The following is a 17,560-nucleotide window of genomic DNA, read 5'->3' on the forward strand; positions in this document are numbered from 1 at the left end:
AAAAATCTGAACCTTATTTAAGCAAGTGGTAATTTAATCGTGAAAGTTGTTCCTTTATTAACGGTACTCTGGACGGAAATTTGCCCACCATGCATTTCGATAATGAACTTAACAATGGATAATCCGAGACCTGTACCACCAGCACTACGAGTCCGTGCTTTGTCGACTCGATAAAAACGATCAAAAATGAGAGGTAAATCGGCAGACGGGATGCCAATGCCAGAATCTTTCACAATCAAGATCGCTTCTTTATCCTCCTGATAGCATTGTAAAACAATCAGACCTGTCGCAAGAGTATATTTGATGCTGTTATCTAACAAGTTAATGAGAATTTGTTTGAGCCAATCAGGGTTAGCCATAACAATAAGAGGTTCAGAAGGGGCATCAATCGTAATTGTGATATTTTTTTCGTCAGCATGGGCAATGAGATATTGCTGAGCCTTGTGTAGGAGCGGCGTTAAGTCAGTTGGTTCTAATTTAATTTGTTGACGGTATTCTTGAGAATTAAGCTTAGCTAATTGTAGTAATTCGTTGATTAAACGTTGCATTCTTTCGGCTTCGCTATGAATAATATTAATAAATTTGGTCCTGAGTGCAGAGTCTTCCATAGCCCCATCTAGCAAGGTTTCAGCAAAACCTTTTATAGCTGTAAGAGGAGTTGCCAATTCATGGGAAGCATTGGCAACAAAATCAGCTTGGCGTTCATGGAGATCTTGAAGGGTTGTGATATCGTGGAATACGCTTAAAATACGAGTATTATCCTTCTCTTTAGTTGTAATGGGTGCTAAAAATACTTGAAATACTCGTTTGTTACCATGGATTTTAGTTTTAAGCTGAATTTGCATGCTTTGGTCATTGATAACAGTTTGATGTATAGAACGATCCAATTGGCTATTGCCAATGACTTGCATATTATGTTGATTCATCATGGAATCATGAATGTCAAAAATATCTCGAGCCGTTTTATTGGCAGTTAACACTCGCCCGTAACGATCAAGAAGAATTACAGAATTATCCATGTGTTCAAGAATAAGAGTTAATTTTTGCGCTTCAGCAGTTGTTTCATTGATTTTGTCATCTAGGTTGGAGGCAAGATGATTGAGAGTATGGGCTAGGAGTTCCAGTTCATCTCCCGTGCGCACATAAAGCCGGCGATCTAAATTTCCGTCTCCGATTTCTCGAGCAGCAGTTGTTATTTCTTCTAAAGGTGCTGTATATTTGTGAGCCAATCGGAGGCTAAGAGCAATTGCTAATAATGAAGTTAAGAAAATAGTGGCAAGGAGAGTCGACTTAATGCTGTTAAAGCCGGCATCAACTGTAGCAAGGGTACTGGCAATTCGAACTGTTCCTAAGACCTCGCTACCATGCCAAATGGGAATGGATGCGTAGAGCATATTCTGATTAATGGTAGTACTATAGCGAATGGATTTTCCGACTTCGCCACTTAAAGCGGCGGATACTTCGGGACGTTCTAAATGATTTTCCATAAGTGTTGGATTTTCCCAAGAATCAGCAAGTACAGTACCATTATTATCGATGACTGTAATTCGCAAGTCGCTTTTGGTAGCTAATTCTTTCAGGCGTTGATCGATACCTGATTTTTCTTTCGGTCCTTTCATGTAATCTTCCAAAAATTGTTCTGTAACTCGAGCATTTGTTAATAGGCTACTTGTTAACATGTCTAAATTATTTTGATAAAAAAACCATAAAAGATAACTGCTTAATAATGACATTGTTAATAAAATTAAGACAAGATAAGTAACAATGAGTCTAGATTTTATACCTCGTTTAAACATAATAGCCCTCCCCTAAAGTATATAGAAAAATCATACAATAAAAAGATAGAACTAGCTATGAATTTAACAAAAAGATAACCTAGGCTTAACAATATACTTATATTAATGAATTAAAATATAACATGAAGTATGTACGAGAAATCCATAAGACCGAGAAATTTTGTACATCGGTGGAGGAATAATTTACATGTTATTCTGGAATATGCTAGATATAAATAAAGATCTAATGACAGATCATAATGACTATACTCAGGAAGAATTAGAAATCTATAAAGAATTGGATAAAGTGTTAGTAAATAAAGAAATTAAGGCTGTTTTTCAACCGATTGTATCTTTATTTGATGGAGAAATTTTTGGTTATGAAGCTTTGAGTCGAGGAATTCCAGGATCATCCCTTGAAAAGCCAGATGCATTATTCGCTGCTGCTGAGCGTTTTGATAAAGTATGGGAGCTAGAATTTCTCTGCCGGAGTAAGGCTTTTGAGAATGCTTATAAATTACCCAATGAAAAGATGCTGTTTATTAATGTTGCCCCCAATATTATCAATGATGTCCGTTTTCAAAAAGGCGCTACCTTTGATATGTTAACTCAATATAACATCGATGCGAGTAATATTATTTTTGAAATCACCGAGAAAAACTCAGTTGAGGATTATAAAAGTTTTCGACGTGTTCTGGATAATTATACGAGTCAGGGGTATAAAATTGCCATTGATGATGCTGGATCAGGTTATTCTGGCTTAAAATTATTAGCTGAAACCAGACCTCAGTTTATTAAAATGGATATGGATTTGGTGAGAAACATTGATAAAGATGCTTTAAAGCAAGCTCTAATGAAAGCTTTCTATGAGTTTTCTGTTGCTGCTAATATGAAAATCATTGCTGAAGGAATTGAGACTCTTGATGAGTTAAATACCATTATTACGATTGGTATACCTTATGGCCAAGGCTATTTATTGCAGAGACCTGCTAGTGAATTTCTAGATGTGAGTGACAAAATTAAAGAAGTGATTATTAGTAAAAACTATCGGAAAAAACAAGAGTCTTTCCATACGCCCTTGACCATGCCAATTGGTGAAATTAGTCGGCGTGATCAGGGCTTTTCTGCCATGGTAACAGGTGGTCAAGTGTTAGATTATTTTAATGAAAATCCTAATGTGATGGGAATTGCTATTTTGCAAGGAGATACGCCAGTAGGGTTATTAATGAAAAATAAATTTTTAACTCATTTGGCAACTAAATATGGAGTGGCTGTCTATATGAATCGGCCTGTTGGATTACTGATGGATCAAAATTTTTTGATTGTCGATTATGATACACCGCTAGAGCAAGTATCAAAATCAGCTGTTGCAAGAGATGAGGATAGCTTGTATGACTATATTGTAGTGACTCAGCAAGATAAATATTATGGAATCACGACGATCAAAAAATTGTTGGAAAAAACTACCCACTTGGAAATTAATCGCGCTAAACATAGTAATCCATTAAGTGGTCTACCTGGTAATATTTTAATTGAAGAAAAGTTAAAATTAGTGATTGAATCTGAAGAAACTTATTCAGTCTTATATTTTGATTTAGATAATTTTAAAGCCTATAATGACGTCTATGGTTTTGAAAATGGCGATAAAATTTTGTGTATGACCGCTCAACTTATTCAGTCTCAATTTAAAAATTATCATATGATGGATGCATTTGTAGGGCATATTGGCGGTGATGATTTTATTGCGATCATCAAAAATATTGATGCTATGCTGATATGCCAAAGGATTATTGATTATTTTGATGCGAGGATTAGAGGATTCTATACGGAAGAGGATAAAAGCCGTAACTATATTATTGCAAAAAATCGACATGGTGTAGAAGAACATTTTCCGATTGTATCTCTTTCGATTGCTGTATTATCTAATATTGGTAAAAAATTTAAAAATCCAGCAGATTTAGCAGAAGCAGCCAGTATTGTGAAAAAGAAATGCAAGCAAGTTTGGCAGAGTTGCTATTTTTTTGATTAAAAAGGGCATTGTTAACAAAATCGTAACATTACCTTAACACATAGAAATGAAGATTGTTTTACAATATAACCATGATAAAAAAACGTAGGGGGTCTTGATATGAAGTTTTTACAAAAAAATAAAATCATTTTAACTGTTGCTGCATTATTGGTAGGTGTTAGTTTGATTGCAGGCTGTGGTGGAAAAAAAGAAGAAGCCAAAGCAGCTGATGTTCAAGGAACAGTAACAGCATCTGGCTCAACGGCTTTACTTCCTTTATTAAAACCAGCACAAGAAGAATTCCAAAAGAAATACGCAAAAGCAACGGTTACGATTTCAGGTGGTGGATCTTTCACTGGCCTAAATCAAGTCGCAGCTGGTTCTGTAAATATAGGTAACTCAGATGTTCCAGCAACTAATGAATATAAAGATAAAGGTCTTGTTGATCATCAAGTAGCCGTTGCTCCTTTTGTATTTATTGTTAATCAAGATGTGAGTGTTGACAATTTGACTCAACAACAATATGTAGATATTCTGACTGGTAAAACAACTAACTGGAAAGATGTTGGCGGTAAAGATCAAAAAATTACATTGATTCACCGTGCTAAATCTTCAGGGTCACGTGCTACGATTGCTGAAATCGTATTGAAAGGTGCTCCGTTTACAGATAATGCTGTTATCCAAGATTCAAATGGTGCTGTACGTTCCGCTATTGCTAGCACACCTGGTTCAATTGGTTATGTTGATTCAGCATATGCTGATAACACGATCAAATCACTTGCTTATAACGGCGAAAAATACTCTGCTGATGCTGTCGCTAATGGTAAGTATCCTGTATATGCTTATGAACATATGTTCACTAAAGGTGAAGCTACTGGCGCTGTTAAAGCCTTCATCGATTATGTAATGAGTAAAGAGTTCCAAGAAACCTATGTTGAAAAAAATGGATTTGTACCTATGACAAAAATGAAGAAATAATTTCACAAAAACTTGATATAAATCATACAAGTAAACGGTCATGTTAATATCATGGCCGTTTATTTATAGAATCGATAAACTGTTCATATGAATACATCAATCAGATAAGCCTTATTATGGATGGGGGTAAAGTTTAAAAAATGTTAAAGAGGATTATCACGCTAACAAAAAAAGTACCTTTTTCTTTTCGATCCCTAAGGGTCTTACGAGTAGGGGTTTTACGACAAAGAAAAAATAAAAAACCTCTTAACTTAAAAGTTTTGCAAAAAATTACCTTACGACAAATCATGGCCAAAAATTCTTGGTCATCCCTCGCTACCCAAGCGACGATGTTGATTGTCATTACGTGTATTATACCTTTGAGTATTGTTGGCTGGTATTTTACGACACAGACAATGGAAAGTCTTACCCAAGCTACAATTGAAAAAAATAACAAAGTTGCTGATCGAATTGCTAGTGATATTGGGACCAATTTACAGTCGAAAAAAAATTTTTTGTTGGTTGCCAGTGGAAGTCCAGCCATTCGTAGTATGGAAAAGGAAGGAACCCTCAACTATCTAAATCAGATTAAGCCTTGGTATGGTAGTAATGAAACTCTCTTTGTGGCCCAAGTTGATGGGGCACAAATTGCGCGAACAGATACGAATAAATTGACTAATATTGGTGATCGAGATTATTTTAAAAGTGCCATACAAGGATCAATTCATTTTTCTGAGCCCCTGGTTAGTAAAGCAACAGGGCAATTAACAATTATTGCTTCAGCACCCATCTATGGCGCAGATAGTAAAGTAAAGGGGATTATTGGAGCCAATTTATCATTGCAAAATGTGAATGGTATGATTGAACAAATCTTGTCACAAAATCCAGGATATGCAGTGACAATTATTAATAAGAATCGAGTGCCCATATTTTATCAAGGTGATTCAACTGCAGTTGCTGAGTCTAAGCAACTCGATGAAGCATATTACCAAGAAGCGTTGGAGAAACAAACGGGTAATACGGTGGGAGTCTTTAGAGGGCAAGATTATTTCATATCCTATCGGCCAATTGCCAATACAGAGTGGGTTGCAGTTTCATCATATTCTAAACAATCTGCATTGCAATCAGCTTATGACATGGTCGAAAATAGTACCATGGTGACCTTGTTTATGATTGTCTTATTTATGATGATTGGTTTATTTTTTATTCGAAAAGCATTATATCCTTTAAAAGAACTCGCCGTGGGCGTAGGCATCGTAGCTCAGGGTGATCTAACTCATACTATGTTGGAGTACAAGCATGATGAATTAAGTCATGTTGCGAAGGCTTTTAATGGGATGATTCTTAATTTGCGAGAGATTGTTCAATCGGTAAAACAATCATCATCTCTTGTTGTAGAATCAACCAATAGTGTTGCTGCGACTTCAGAACAGTCTAGGGAGGGGAGTTCTCTCGTATCACAATCTGTGATGGCGATTGCTAAAAAAATAGCCGAACAGGAAAAAGAAACACAAAGAACGGAAGAACTATTACAAAGATTGCTTGGTATTACGGTAAATGTTTCAGGTAATATTAGTCAGGTTGCAGTTTCGAGTAATGACTGTTCCATCGCAGCCACAGAAGGGCAAAGAGTCATTGATGAAACCATAGACAAGATGCATAATATAAAAGGTCTTGTTGTTAGTACAGCCCAAAATGTTACCTTACTTGGTGAAAGTACTACAGAGATTAATAAGATTACAAGTATGATCAGCCAAATCGCCAGTCAGACAAATTTATTGGCATTAAATGCAGCAATTGAAGCAGCTCGTGCTGGGGAAGCTGGGCGTGGATTTGCAGTCGTGGCTGATGAAGTACGCAAACTTGCTGAGCAGTCTGCACGTGCTGCTAAAGAAATTTCAGTACTCGTTACTAAAATTCAGGCTCAGACTAGCGGTTCGGTTCTTGCGATGGAGCGAAGTGTTGAAAATGTAGAACATGGTGTACAAAGTGCTCAAACGAGTGGGGAAGCATTTAAGAAAATTGTGGAAGCCGTCAATCATGTTCAACTTCAGTCTAATACCATTACCTTAGAAACTGAAAATCAGGTTACTTTATGTCGAGATGCTATGCAAGCAATAGCTAGTATCAGCCTTTTGGCAACAAGCAATACGAGCAGTGCAGAGGAAATTGCTGCTGTATGTGAAGAGCAAGAAGCTGCATCGGCAGAGATTAATTTTTCTATTGGAAAATTACATAATATGTCTTATAATTTGGAGAATTTAGTATCTCAGTTTAAAGCGTAAAAAAATGCACCACAGTGGGTGCACTTTTTTATCGATTAAAATTAAGATTCACGGGGAAAGAAGCGAGTATGGATAGCATTCACAGCTTCTTTGACTTTATCAGCTTGAATTAGACAAGAAATACTGATTTCAGAAGTGCTAATCACTTCAATATTGACGCCAGCATCAGATAAGGCACCAAACATATTAGCAGCAATGCCAGGGTGACCAAGCATACCTGCGCCAACAGCAGATACTTTAGCTACATTATAATCAACAAGGATTCCGAAGACATGCATTTCGTTACCCAATTCTTCCACAAGAGCTTTAGCTTGAGGTAGGTCTGGTTGTGCAACAGTAAAGACCATATCAATAATATTTTTATCTGTATTACGAATGCTTTGTACAATCATATCAACATCAATATTAGATTTAGCCAATGCTGCAAAAATTTTATAAGCAACACCTGGGCGATCTGGCAAGCCTAATATGGCAATTTTAGCTACATTCGTATCGTGGGTAACTCCTCTGATGATAAATTCTTTTTCTTCCACTGTATATTCCTCCCTTATAAATGTACCCGAATCACAGGTAAAAGTTGAACGTACATGAATAGGTACACCATAATGTTTACCCATCTCAACAGAACGGGGTTGCATTACGCCGGCACCCAATCGCGCCATTTCTAGCATTTCGGTATAAGTAATTTCTTTCATGCGTCGTGCATCTTTTACAACTCTAGGATCGGCGGAATACACACCGTCAACGTCTGTAAAAATTTCGCAGGCATCTGCTTTTAACGCCCCTGCTAAAGCGACAGCTGAAGTATCGGATCCTCCTCGACCTAATGTAAGAATATCTCCATCGGCATTAACACCTTGAAAACCAGCGACAACGACAATATTACCTTTAGCCAGTTCATCTAATACTCGCTTTGGTTTTATGCCTAAAATTTTACCTTTTGTATAAGCTTTATTGGTATTAATACCTGCCTGTGCTCCAGTTAATGATATGGCTGGTTGACCTAACTTATTAAAAGTCATTGCTAATAAAGCAATGGTTATTTGTTCACCTGTTGATAATAACATATCCATTTCTCGTGTATACTGATAAGGTTGCCCCACTAAATCTTTGGCTAGGTTTACCAAATCATCAGTTGTATCTCCCATCGCAGATACAACAACAACAACTTTATCCTCAGGTGCTTTTTCACGCAATACTCTTTGCGCTACTGCCATAATTTTTTCAGGTGTAGCAACTGAACTACCACCAAACTTTTTTACAATTAAAGCCATCCCCATCCTCCTTTAGCTCAGTTATTACTGGCAATCATAAGTATATATTCTCTGTAAAAACACAAAACCCTCCTAAGAATGGACAAATAAATAAGTTATTGTAAAAAAAGTTAGTTGATGATAAAAAAAAGTACTATTCTAGAGATTAGATTATAATTGAAAAGATAGTCTAAGGGATTAAATTATCTAAAAAACTTGTATTTTAAATAGAGTTTGTGTTATTATCAGTGTAGTTTACTTTGGGTGGTATCATAACGAACCATACCGTAAACAAGTAGGCGCTCTATTCAATAGTTAAAAAAATTATTATCCGCTTAGATCTGTACAATGGACTGAGACGGGAGGTAGCAGGGAAAACTATGCCTTTCGGACAAGTGTCGGAAGGCTTTTTATTTTGCCCGCCTTTATTGGCTTTATGAGATCTAAGAGTAGGGAAAAGGATTGTACAGTAGCAGACGCAGGCAGTTTAGATTTGGAAGAATACATAATAAATTAGGAGGTTCTTACGAATGGACAAGAAAAAGATAACAATTCCTCAGATGAAGGAAATGAAGCAAGAAGGAAAAAAAATTAAAATGGTGACTGCTTATGATTATCTATTAGCTTCAGTAATTGATAAATCACCAATTGAAACAATCTTGGTAGGAGATTCTCTAGGGATGGTCGTACTTGGTTATGATAGTACAGTTTCTGTTACAATGGATGATATGTTGCATCATGTCAAACCTGTGGTAAAAGGTGCTCCTAATACATTAGTCATTTGTGATATGCCATTTGGTTCTTACAATGTGAGCATCAGTGAAGCTATTGCTAATGCCAATCGAATTATGAAGGAAGGCGGAGCAGATGCTGTGAAATTAGAGGGTGGAGAAACGGTTGTAGAAACAGTGCGTGCCATTGTTAATGCAGGCATTCCAGTTATGGCGCATATCGGTTTGACACCTCAGACTGTTTCTCAATTGGGCGGTTTTAAAGTACAAGGTAAAGATGCTGATGCTGCTCTAAAATTGTTACAAGATGGACAAAAATTAGAAGAAGCGGGGGCTTTTGCTATTGTTATCGAGTGCGTGCCTGCGCCTGTTGCCAAACTATTAACTGAAAAACTTTCTATCCCAGTGATCGGTATTGGCGCGGGTACTGATTGTGATGGACAAGTATTAGTAGCTCAAGATATGTTAGGTATGTTTGATCGTTTTGTACCTAAATTCGTAAAGCAATATGCTAACTTGAATGGTACTATTGTAGATGCTTTACAGCAGTATGCAACTGAAGTCGATAGCGGTGCTTTCCCTGGGCCAGAGCATAGTTTTGGTATGAAAGAAGAAGTTCTTAAAAAGCTGTATTAGCGTAAAAAGGGGGCAGTTGGTATATGAATGGATATACCTGGATAATTATATTGTATGCACTCTTATTAATTGGTGTAGGATTTATCATTACCAAACGTGTCAAAGGATCAGATGATTATTTTGTGGGTGGCCGGAAGTTTGGACCGGCCCTTCTATTTATTACGATGATTGCTCCAAATGTTGGTGCAGGGTCAACGGTTGGTGTAGCTGGTCTTGGTTTTAAAGTCGGAATCTCAGCTGCTTGGTGGATTGTAGCTTCTGCGGTTGGTACTTTCATTTTAGCCTTTATTGTTGGACCTGTGATTTGGCGCTTGGCAAAAGAACATAATTTTTATACACTTGGAGATTATTTGGATTATCGTTATAACAAAAATTTTCGCGGCCTGATATCTCTGATGATGGCAATTGGTACGGTGGCAATTTTTGCAGGACAGTTGATGGGGATTGCGTGGATACTATCTGCTGTAGCTGGGATATCCAAAACTGTTGGTATTTTAATTGGTGCTACTGTTGTGGTTTTCTATTTTGGTGCAGGTGGTTTACTGGCGGCTGCTTATGTGAATATTATTGAAGCAATGGTAAAATTGATTGGATTTTTAATTGCAGTACCTTTTGTTCTTAGTTTTGTCGGTGGCTGGAGTGGCCTTGAAACGACGATTACTGCCAATATGGCAGATTCAGTTAGGTCTGCTAGCTACTTTAGTTTTGATGGAGCAGGGATCAGTACAATTATGGGTTTTTTCTTGATGTTAACTCCATCTTTTTTTATCTCTCCTGGTTTGATTGGTAAAGTGTATGGTGCTAAGAATAAGAAAACTGTTATTGTAGGTACATGTTTATGTGGTCTTGTTATGCTTGCTTTTGCCCTTATCCCCACCTTTTTGGGAATGGCGGCAGCTGCTGTTGTACCGGACTTAACAGAGCGTGAATTAGCATTACCCATTGTTATGAAAGAATGTATGCCCTTTTGGGCATCAGCTTTAGCACTGGCTGCAATTTTCTCCGCTGAAGTGAGTGCGGCTGATGCAGTCTTATATATGATTACGTCTTCTTTTACCAAGGATTTGTATAAAGCTTTTATTAAACCTGATATTTCTGACGAAAAGCTTCTAAAAAGCAGCCGTATTGTTGCAGTCGTGGCAGGTGTATTAGGAGGATGTGTAGCCATTGCCTTACCTAATATTATTACTGCTCTATCGATTTTTTATTCTCTTATGTCAGTTTCTTTGACAGCACCTTTGCTCTTTGGTCTTTTCTCAAAACGTCCAAGTACGACAGCTGCCTTTGTTTCTGCAAGTGTAGGAGTAGTTATCACTGTCTATTTGCAGTTTTGGAATGGTGGAAAAGGCTTTGGAATGCTAAATGGTCAATCGACAGCAATTTTAGCCACCATTTTTATTATGTTTTTTATGATGTACGCGTTTCCTGCTCAGAAAAAAGAAGTGTAATAAAAAATACGATTTACTTTTGGAAGTAAATCGTATTTTTATTTAAGATAGATTTTTATATTCACGCAAGTAATAAAAAGTTAGTGCGACTCCAAACATGGTTCGTCCTTCAAAAGAATCCATAGAAATTCCCATAATTTTTTCGATAGATTGTTTGCGGAATAAAACTGTTTTGTAATGAATAAATAATTTTTCTGCCACAGAACGTAAATTATTATTAATGATAATTTCTTTCATTGTATGAAATAGATCAGTTCCATTTTTCTTGTCATGCTCAAGAATTTTACCAATTGTATTAGTAATAAAAATATCGACTTCCTGTTTATTAACATATTGGGTTAAGACAGGAAAATATCCGCTATTTAGAAAGTGATAAATACCCAAATCAGGATATACGTTCATACCAATTACCGCAGTATTGCGCGCTTGTATATAACGATGAGCAAATTGATCCATTCTAGAATAACGTTCGGAAATTCCAATAAATAGAATGACTTCGGGAAAATGCATAGTTATTAATTTTTGTAAACGACAAGCCATTGCACGTTCCTCTTTTATGCAGTCGTCAGAGGAAAAAGGCGTAAAATTTAAGATGCTTATTCCTTGCGGTGTTTCCCAAGGAATAAGACCAGGTTCTGCAGCAAGTGTATCAATAATATTAATTATTGATACATGACTAATAGGATGAATTTGTAAATTGGAATGTTCATCTTGAAATTTAATGAGCAAAAAGAAAAAAGAAAAATCTTTTGTAAAATCAATATCCAAGAATGCTCCTTGTTGTATGATTTCTTTTGTCTCAATGATTTCTCCTGAAATTAGGTAATTGAAAAATTCTTTACGTTCTTGGTCTATAGAAAAGGAATTTGATAGTGAAAATTTTTTGGAAAGTCTTTCTATTGTTGTGTCTAATCTTTTTTTGGATACGGGTTTCATAATGTAATCTGTCGCATTGACTTCGAAAGCCTCTAGTGCAAAATGAGCGTAGGCTGTTACAAAAATGATATTGGTGTTAAGGTTAGCTGAAATTATTCTTTTGGCGATTTCGATCCCATTTGTTTTGGGCATATCAATATCTAAAAAAACAAGGTCAATATAATTGTTATAGATCATTTCCAATGCTTCTTCACTATTTGTAAAGGATCCTAAGATCTGAATTTCATTATACTGTTTGAGTAAATGCTCTAATACTTTAAGCGCGGGCCTTTCATCGTCGATTAAAATCGTTTTTAATATGATTATCACTTTCTTTCATAGGGATTTTAATGCTCACAATTGTTCCAGTTTCCGTACTACTGATCAGATCAATGCCGTATCCATATAGACGTTTCATCCGTTGATTAATATTTTTAAGACCTACGCTTTTATTTGAGAAATCTTCGATTAAGAGGGTTTCTAATTTGTTGAGATCAATGCCAATACCATCATCTTTTATTTCGATTAAGATAAATTCAGCTTGATGACTAATTGAAATTTTAACGGTTCCTCCGCCTACTTTGGGTAATATACCGTGTTTTACTGCATTTTCCACGATTGGTTGTAAAATAAGTGTGGGTACCATAAAATCAAGAGGGATAAGAATATCATATTGACAATTTAGTTTTTCTTCAAATCGTGCCTTTTCAATCACCATATAGGATCGTACAAAATCAAGTTCTGTTTGTATTGAAACAAAATTATCCATATTACTAAAATTAAAGCTACCACGTAAATAATTGCTTAAGTCTAATAGCAAATCGCCTGCCTTTTCAGGATCGGTCCAGCAAAAAGAAATAATAGTATTGAGAGCATTGTAGAGAAAATGAGGTTTAATTTGTGCTTGTAAAAAGGCCATTTCAGCATGGATTGCTTGATTAACAGATTTCTTTAGTTGTAGGAGGGTTTTCACCCGAGCCTTTAATTCATTAGAGTCAAAAGGTTTTGTCAGAAAGTCATTTGCACCAGATTCAAAGCCTGTCAACATACTAACAGGGGAATTCTGTGCAGTCAACATCAGTATTGGCAAATTTGACAATGAATAATTTTCGCGCAGTTTCTGGCAAACTTTATAGCCTGATATTTTAGGGAGCATAATATCGAGAATCACCAGATCAATGTTTTGAGTGTGAGCGATTGCTTCTAATACTTCCACCCCATTTGTAACGGCAATAATAGAATAATGCTCTTTTGACAAAATATTAATGAGAACTTTTAAGTTGACATAATCATCATCTGCGATTAATATTGTGAATTCACCTTTTTGAGGTAAGAATGCAGGTGTCTTAAAGAAGGGGGAGTTTACATGATTATGATGAGAACATTCATTCACATTGTTGCTTGAATTATGAAAAGAATGATTTTCAGTGGTGAGAGGAAGGCTAAAAGTGAATGTTGAACCTTTACCTAATGTGGAGTTAACGGTGATTTTTCCACCGTGTATTTCAACGAGGTATTTTGTAATACTTAACCCAAGACCCGATCCACCGTATTCTCTTATTAATGAGGTATCGACTTGTTCAAAGGATTTAAAAATATCTTCAAGTTTATCTTCGGGTATACCTATGCCTGTATCTTTAATACTGATTTCTATCATATCGTGATTTATAGCAGTAGAAATAAGTATTTCGCCATGCTCTGTAAATTTGATAGCATTTCCTAATAAGTTATAAATAATTTGAGTAAGCCGATCTTCATCGGCATAAATGGGAGGAAGGTTTTCAGACAAGTTGTTCTTTAAAAGAATAGGTTTAGTTGCCACTAGATATTTTGTTAATTCTAACACCATCATGACTAGTTGGCGAAGATCAATATTTTTTTTATTAAGCTTTATATCATTATTTTTTAACTTTGAGTAGTCTAAGATATCATTGACAAGCATAGCCAATCTTTTGCCACTTGAAACAACAATTGAAAGATTTTCTTGTTGGTCTTGGCTTAATTTTTTTGATGAAGTTTGTAAAACTGATTCGGTAATATGAATCATTCCATGTAGAGGAGTTCGTAGCTCGTGAGAAGTATTAGCCATAAATTCATCTTTCATATTGTTTAATGAAAGGAGTTGGTCAGATAGTTTTTCAACTTCTGAAAATGTTTTGGAAAACCGTTGAGCTAAAATTAATGATTGGAGAAGGGCAAGAAAAAAGATTGAAATAGGAAATATACCGTCATACTTACTATAGACTAAGTTCCAATGATACAAAGAGTCGTAGATAAGGGTTCCTAGAAAAAAGATAATAGCCAGTAATAATAAACCAGCACCATCTTTTTTTCTCATGGTAGCTATTGATAGCACTACTATACAATAAAAAGCGGCTAATCCTAGAAAAATTTCATAATAGAGTGTAAATTTTGTATAAAAACTAATAGGAAATATTATTGTAAATAGAGTTAAGAATAGAACGCCACCAGTTAATATTTTTTTTATTAGTAAAGAAGATTCTTCAGGGTAGAGTTCGTGAATAAATGCTACTAAGGCAGTAGGACCCCAATATATTGTCATATATTCGAAAAAAACCAAGCAATTGATGCTAAGACCTGGGAATATAGTAAGAATAAAATATTCACCACGAAAAGTAATTCGCATAACCCCTATGATCAGTAATAAGGTAAAATAGATTGCTAATTTATAATTTTTTTGGAAAGAAAAAACTGCTGTATGATATAAGGCCATAATCAATACAGCGCCTAAAATGAACAATTCTCTTTGTGAAGCATTTTCTTTTAATGTGATGATTTGTTGGTCAGTTCCGAGAGAGATTGAATACCAAAGGCCACCGCGAGCATAAGTAAAGTTGGAAACTTGTATGATAATTTCGAATTCCTCAGAAGTATTTTGAAATATACTAATTAGAGGTTTATATTCTGGTGACGATTGATTTTCGCTGCTACCCACCACTCCGTTCTCAGCAAGAGTTGTATGATCGATCATCAGTTTATAGGCTGTAGACATAGTAGAAATTTTTAGACCATTAAAGGATTGATCAGCCTTAGTTTTAATTTTTATTCTGTAGGTAGCATAACCAAATCCAGGAAGATTCTTACCATCAATTTCATATTGATTCCATACATTGGGCACAGTGAAGTAACCACTTAAAGAGGGGCTTCCTCCGTGAAAATCATCATAAGTTAACAATTGATTCCAATAAAACTCCCATTCACCATCTAAAGTTATTATACCATCTGTTTTAAGATCCCATTCTGTAAGATCTAAGACTCCATTTTTAATTTGGGGTCCTTTTTTATGAGGTGTAAAGAGTGAATAATTTGATGAAATCAATAAAAGAATACTCAAAATAACAATTATACTCAAAAGTCTATAATTGTTATTGGAAAAAATAATCATATATGTTGCCCCTCATTTTTTCATATGTAATTTGTTTTTATGAACAGAATGATTATGTACTACTTTGAATAATATATCAACTGTGGAATTATGTAGCAACCCTTCAAATCAAAATATACAAAGAAGAATGATTTATTTTAATCTTAAATATATGATTAATGGTTTTGGGAAAAAATACCTATAAATTATCCAATTGGATAAACTTATCGATAAAAGTTTAGACTCTTGGATAATAGTAAAAGGAGAGGTAGAATGATAAAATTACATATAAGTAAATATAGTTTACTATTGTTGAGTAAGTATGATTGGTATTATTATTTTGTGCTATAGGGGGACTATTTTTGGCGAAAAGAAATAAAAAAAATCTTAAAAGAGAAAAAAAATTGATAGTACCTCAAGCTAGTTGTGAATTGACTCATTTTCATATACCAATGATCATGGTAAAATATTCGATTGCAATATGTTTTATCCTTGTAATACTAATGACTGGTTTCTTTTTAAATTATCGACAAGTTGTAAGTGCAGCTCATGCAAATAAAGATGAGTTAGAATTTTTACGAAAAAACAATAATGATCAGATTGGTAAAATTGAACAACTTGTTCAAGATACTAATCGTTTACAGTCTGATATGGAGAGATTGAACTCTCTTGACGTTGAATTAAGACGAATTCTTGCTAATGATAATGGGACAAGTACATCCAGAGCTGGTTTGACGCGCCCTTCAGAAAATTACACTGATAGAGGGAGAACTCAGATTCAGCAGGATATTAATACGATTCATAGTACGGTGAATGATTTGCAAGTAGCCATCAAAGAACGTGAACAAAGTTTAATTGAATTGAAAGAAGAGTTATTAAAAAAACAAGCCCAGTTAGGGGCGCGACCATCGATTTGGCCAGCAGTAGGTGAGGTGACTTCTCGTTTTGGCTGGCGTGGAGCACCGACAGGGCGCGGCAGTGACTATCATCCTGGTATTGATATTGCCAATCATATTGGAACACCGATTGTTGCAACGGCTAATGGGACAGTTATATTTAGTGATTGGTATAGCGGTTATGGAAAATTAATTCAGATTGACCATGGAAATGGTATTGTTACACTTTATGGACATAATTCTCAAATATTAGTACATGATGGTCAAGTTGTAAAAAGAGGTGAGCTAATTGCCTATTTAGGGAACACAGGGTATAGTACAGGTCCTCATGTTCATTATGAAATTAGAGTGGATGGCACTGCTGTTAATCCTGCTAATTTTTTAAATTAATATATACTTCCATAAAAGCTAAAGACAGTCTCAACGGCTCATTGTGATCGTTGAAACTGTCTTTTTTACAATGTAAAAGTTCATTATATTCAGTCAATAATTATATTTAATAATGTCGTATTTTAGCATATTGACACTAAATTTGTTTATGTGGTAATGTAGACAAATGAATAATTAAAGGGGGCTTTTTATGAGTAATACTGACACGCAGAAGGTAAAAGTAGTTGTAGCAGATCCTGGTGGATTGGGATTATTTGGCTTGGCAATGGTTACCTTAGTTGCATCGACACAAAAACTTGGTTGGACGACAGGTCTATCATTTGTACTTCCTTGGGCGATCTTTTTAGGAGCGTATGCTCAACTCATGGCAGCTAATATGGATTTTAAACACAATAATATTTTTGGTGCTACAGTTTTTGGTGCATATTCTTTATTTTGGTTTTCAATCGGAGGATGTTGGTTAATTAATATGGGTGTTTTTGGAGAGGCTTTGAAGGCTGGTGCTGACGTCCATCAATTAGGTGTTGCATTTATTGGTTATTTAATTTTCTCTCTTGCCATGACAGTTGGTTCTCTTGAAACAAATAAAGTATTATTAATTGATTTCATTTTTATTGATCTTTTATTCTTATGCCTGGCAGCAGATTCTTTTGGTGCGCCTCATTGGGTTCACTCTTTAGCAGGATGGGCTGAACTGATCATTTCCTTAATCTCTTTTTATGGCTCAGCTGCATCTGTGCTTAACACTCATTTTGGCAAAACATTTTTGCCTGTGGGCAAGCCATGCGGAATATTTAAATAAATTATAAAATCATAGTTCTATATAATAAAAAATGTCGATCGCTGGCAAGTAAGCCGGAGATCGACATTTTTTAATTCAT

General features: G+C 35.4%; 11 protein-coding genes. 7 read left to right on the plus strand and 4 right to left on the minus strand.

Features of this window, described 5'->3' with window-relative positions; translation table 11 throughout:
• Window positions 1–17 precede the first annotated feature (17 nt).
• Window positions 18–1,796, minus strand: coding sequence for a two-component system histidine kinase PnpS (gene pnpS / locus ACAN52_RS10285; RefSeq protein ID WP_378954661.1), 1,779 nt, complete (start codon window positions 1,794–1,796; stop codon window positions 18–20).
• 187 nt (window positions 1,797–1,983) lie between these two features.
• On the opposite strand from pnpS, the gene ACAN52_RS10290 reads away from it, so the two are divergent.
• The 3 genes from ACAN52_RS10290 (at window position 1,984) to ACAN52_RS10300 (ending at window position 7,025) form a co-directional block, all read left to right on the plus strand.
• Window positions 1,984–3,804, plus strand: coding sequence for a GGDEF domain-containing protein (locus ACAN52_RS10290; RefSeq protein WP_378954662.1), 1,821 nt, complete (start codon window positions 1,984–1,986; stop codon window positions 3,802–3,804).
• Window positions 3,805–3,903: 99 nt separating this feature from the next.
• Window positions 3,904–4,761, plus strand: coding sequence for a phosphate ABC transporter substrate-binding protein (locus ACAN52_RS10295; RefSeq protein WP_378954663.1), 858 nt, complete (start codon window positions 3,904–3,906; stop codon window positions 4,759–4,761).
• Between the two features lie 140 nt (window positions 4,762–4,901).
• The gene (locus ACAN52_RS10300; protein WP_378954664.1) at window positions 4,902–7,025 is read left to right on the plus strand and encodes a methyl-accepting chemotaxis protein; all 2,124 of its coding nucleotides are present in this window, start codon (window positions 4,902–4,904) and stop codon (window positions 7,023–7,025) included.
• Between the two features lie 41 nt (window positions 7,026–7,066).
• Here ACAN52_RS10300 and ACAN52_RS10305 read toward each other — a convergent pair whose 3' ends face one another.
• Window positions 7,067–8,299 carry an aspartate kinase gene (locus tag ACAN52_RS10305; protein WP_378954666.1) on the minus strand — a complete coding sequence of 411 codons (1,233 nt, stop codon included), beginning with the start codon at window positions 8,297–8,299 and terminating at the stop codon, window positions 7,067–7,069.
• 509 nt (window positions 8,300–8,808) lie between these two features.
• On the opposite strand from ACAN52_RS10305, the gene panB reads away from it, so the two are divergent.
• Window positions 8,809–9,645 carry a 3-methyl-2-oxobutanoate hydroxymethyltransferase gene (gene panB / locus ACAN52_RS10310; RefSeq protein WP_378954667.1) on the plus strand — a complete coding sequence of 279 codons (837 nt, stop codon included), beginning with the start codon at window positions 8,809–8,811 and terminating at the stop codon, window positions 9,643–9,645.
• A gap of 23 nt (window positions 9,646–9,668) precedes the next feature.
• Window positions 9,669–11,093, plus strand: coding sequence for a sodium:solute symporter family protein (locus tag ACAN52_RS10315; RefSeq protein WP_378954668.1), 1,425 nt, complete (start codon window positions 9,669–9,671; stop codon window positions 11,091–11,093).
• Window positions 11,094–11,135: 42 nt separating this feature from the next.
• Here the strand turns inward: ACAN52_RS10315 and ACAN52_RS10320 are convergent, their stop codons facing one another.
• On the minus strand, window positions 11,136–12,338 hold the full coding sequence (locus tag ACAN52_RS10320; RefSeq protein WP_378954669.1) for a response regulator: 1,203 nt from the start codon (window positions 12,336–12,338) through the stop codon (window positions 11,136–11,138).
• Window positions 12,301–15,414, minus strand: coding sequence for an ATP-binding protein (locus ACAN52_RS10325; protein ID WP_378954670.1), 3,114 nt, complete (start codon window positions 15,412–15,414; stop codon window positions 12,301–12,303). Before ACAN52_RS10325 ends, ACAN52_RS10320 begins: the two co-directional genes overlap by 38 nt.
• A 341-nt stretch (window positions 15,415–15,755) precedes the next feature.
• On the opposite strand from ACAN52_RS10325, the gene ACAN52_RS10330 reads away from it, so the two are divergent.
• Both ACAN52_RS10330 and ACAN52_RS10335 read left to right on the plus strand, forming a co-directional pair.
• Complete coding sequence (locus tag ACAN52_RS10330; RefSeq protein ID WP_378954671.1) at window positions 15,756–16,679, plus strand: peptidoglycan DD-metalloendopeptidase family protein; 924 nt, start codon at window positions 15,756–15,758, stop codon at window positions 16,677–16,679.
• Window positions 16,680–16,869: 190 nt separating this feature from the next.
• A complete protein-coding gene (locus ACAN52_RS10335) occupies window positions 16,870–17,481 on the plus strand; it encodes an acetate uptake transporter (protein WP_378954672.1) in 612 nt (203 codons plus the stop codon).
• Window positions 17,482–17,560: the final 79 nt, after the last annotated feature.

It is taken from the genome of Pelosinus sp. sgz500959, assembly GCF_042610375.1.
Lineage (GTDB): Bacteria > Bacillota > Negativicutes > DSM-13327 > DSM-13327 > CTSoil-075.

What these genes read in the sequence shown, in the direction of transcription:
- pnpS (WP_378954661.1), bottom strand. Translation starts at nt 1,796, where the DNA reads ATGTTTAAACGAGGTATAAAATCTAGACTCATTGTTACTTATCTTGTC.
- ACAN52_RS10290 (WP_378954662.1), top strand. Translation starts at nt 1,984, where the DNA reads ATGTTATTCTGGAATATGCTAGATATAAATAAAGATCTAATGACAGAT.
- ACAN52_RS10295 (WP_378954663.1), top strand. Translation starts at nt 3,904, where the DNA reads ATGAAGTTTTTACAAAAAAATAAAATCATTTTAACTGTTGCTGCATTA.
- ACAN52_RS10300 (WP_378954664.1), top strand. Translation starts at nt 4,902, where the DNA reads ATGTTAAAGAGGATTATCACGCTAACAAAAAAAGTACCTTTTTCTTTT.
- ACAN52_RS10305 (WP_378954666.1), bottom strand. Translation starts at nt 8,299, where the DNA reads ATGGCTTTAATTGTAAAAAAGTTTGGTGGTAGTTCAGTTGCTACACCT.
- panB (WP_378954667.1), top strand. Translation starts at nt 8,809, where the DNA reads ATGGACAAGAAAAAGATAACAATTCCTCAGATGAAGGAAATGAAGCAA.
- ACAN52_RS10315 (WP_378954668.1), top strand. Translation starts at nt 9,669, where the DNA reads ATGAATGGATATACCTGGATAATTATATTGTATGCACTCTTATTAATT.
- ACAN52_RS10325 (WP_378954670.1), bottom strand. Translation starts at nt 15,414, where the DNA reads ATGATTATTTTTTCCAATAACAATTATAGACTTTTGAGTATAATTGTT.
- ACAN52_RS10335 (WP_378954672.1), top strand. Translation starts at nt 16,870, where the DNA reads ATGAGTAATACTGACACGCAGAAGGTAAAAGTAGTTGTAGCAGATCCT.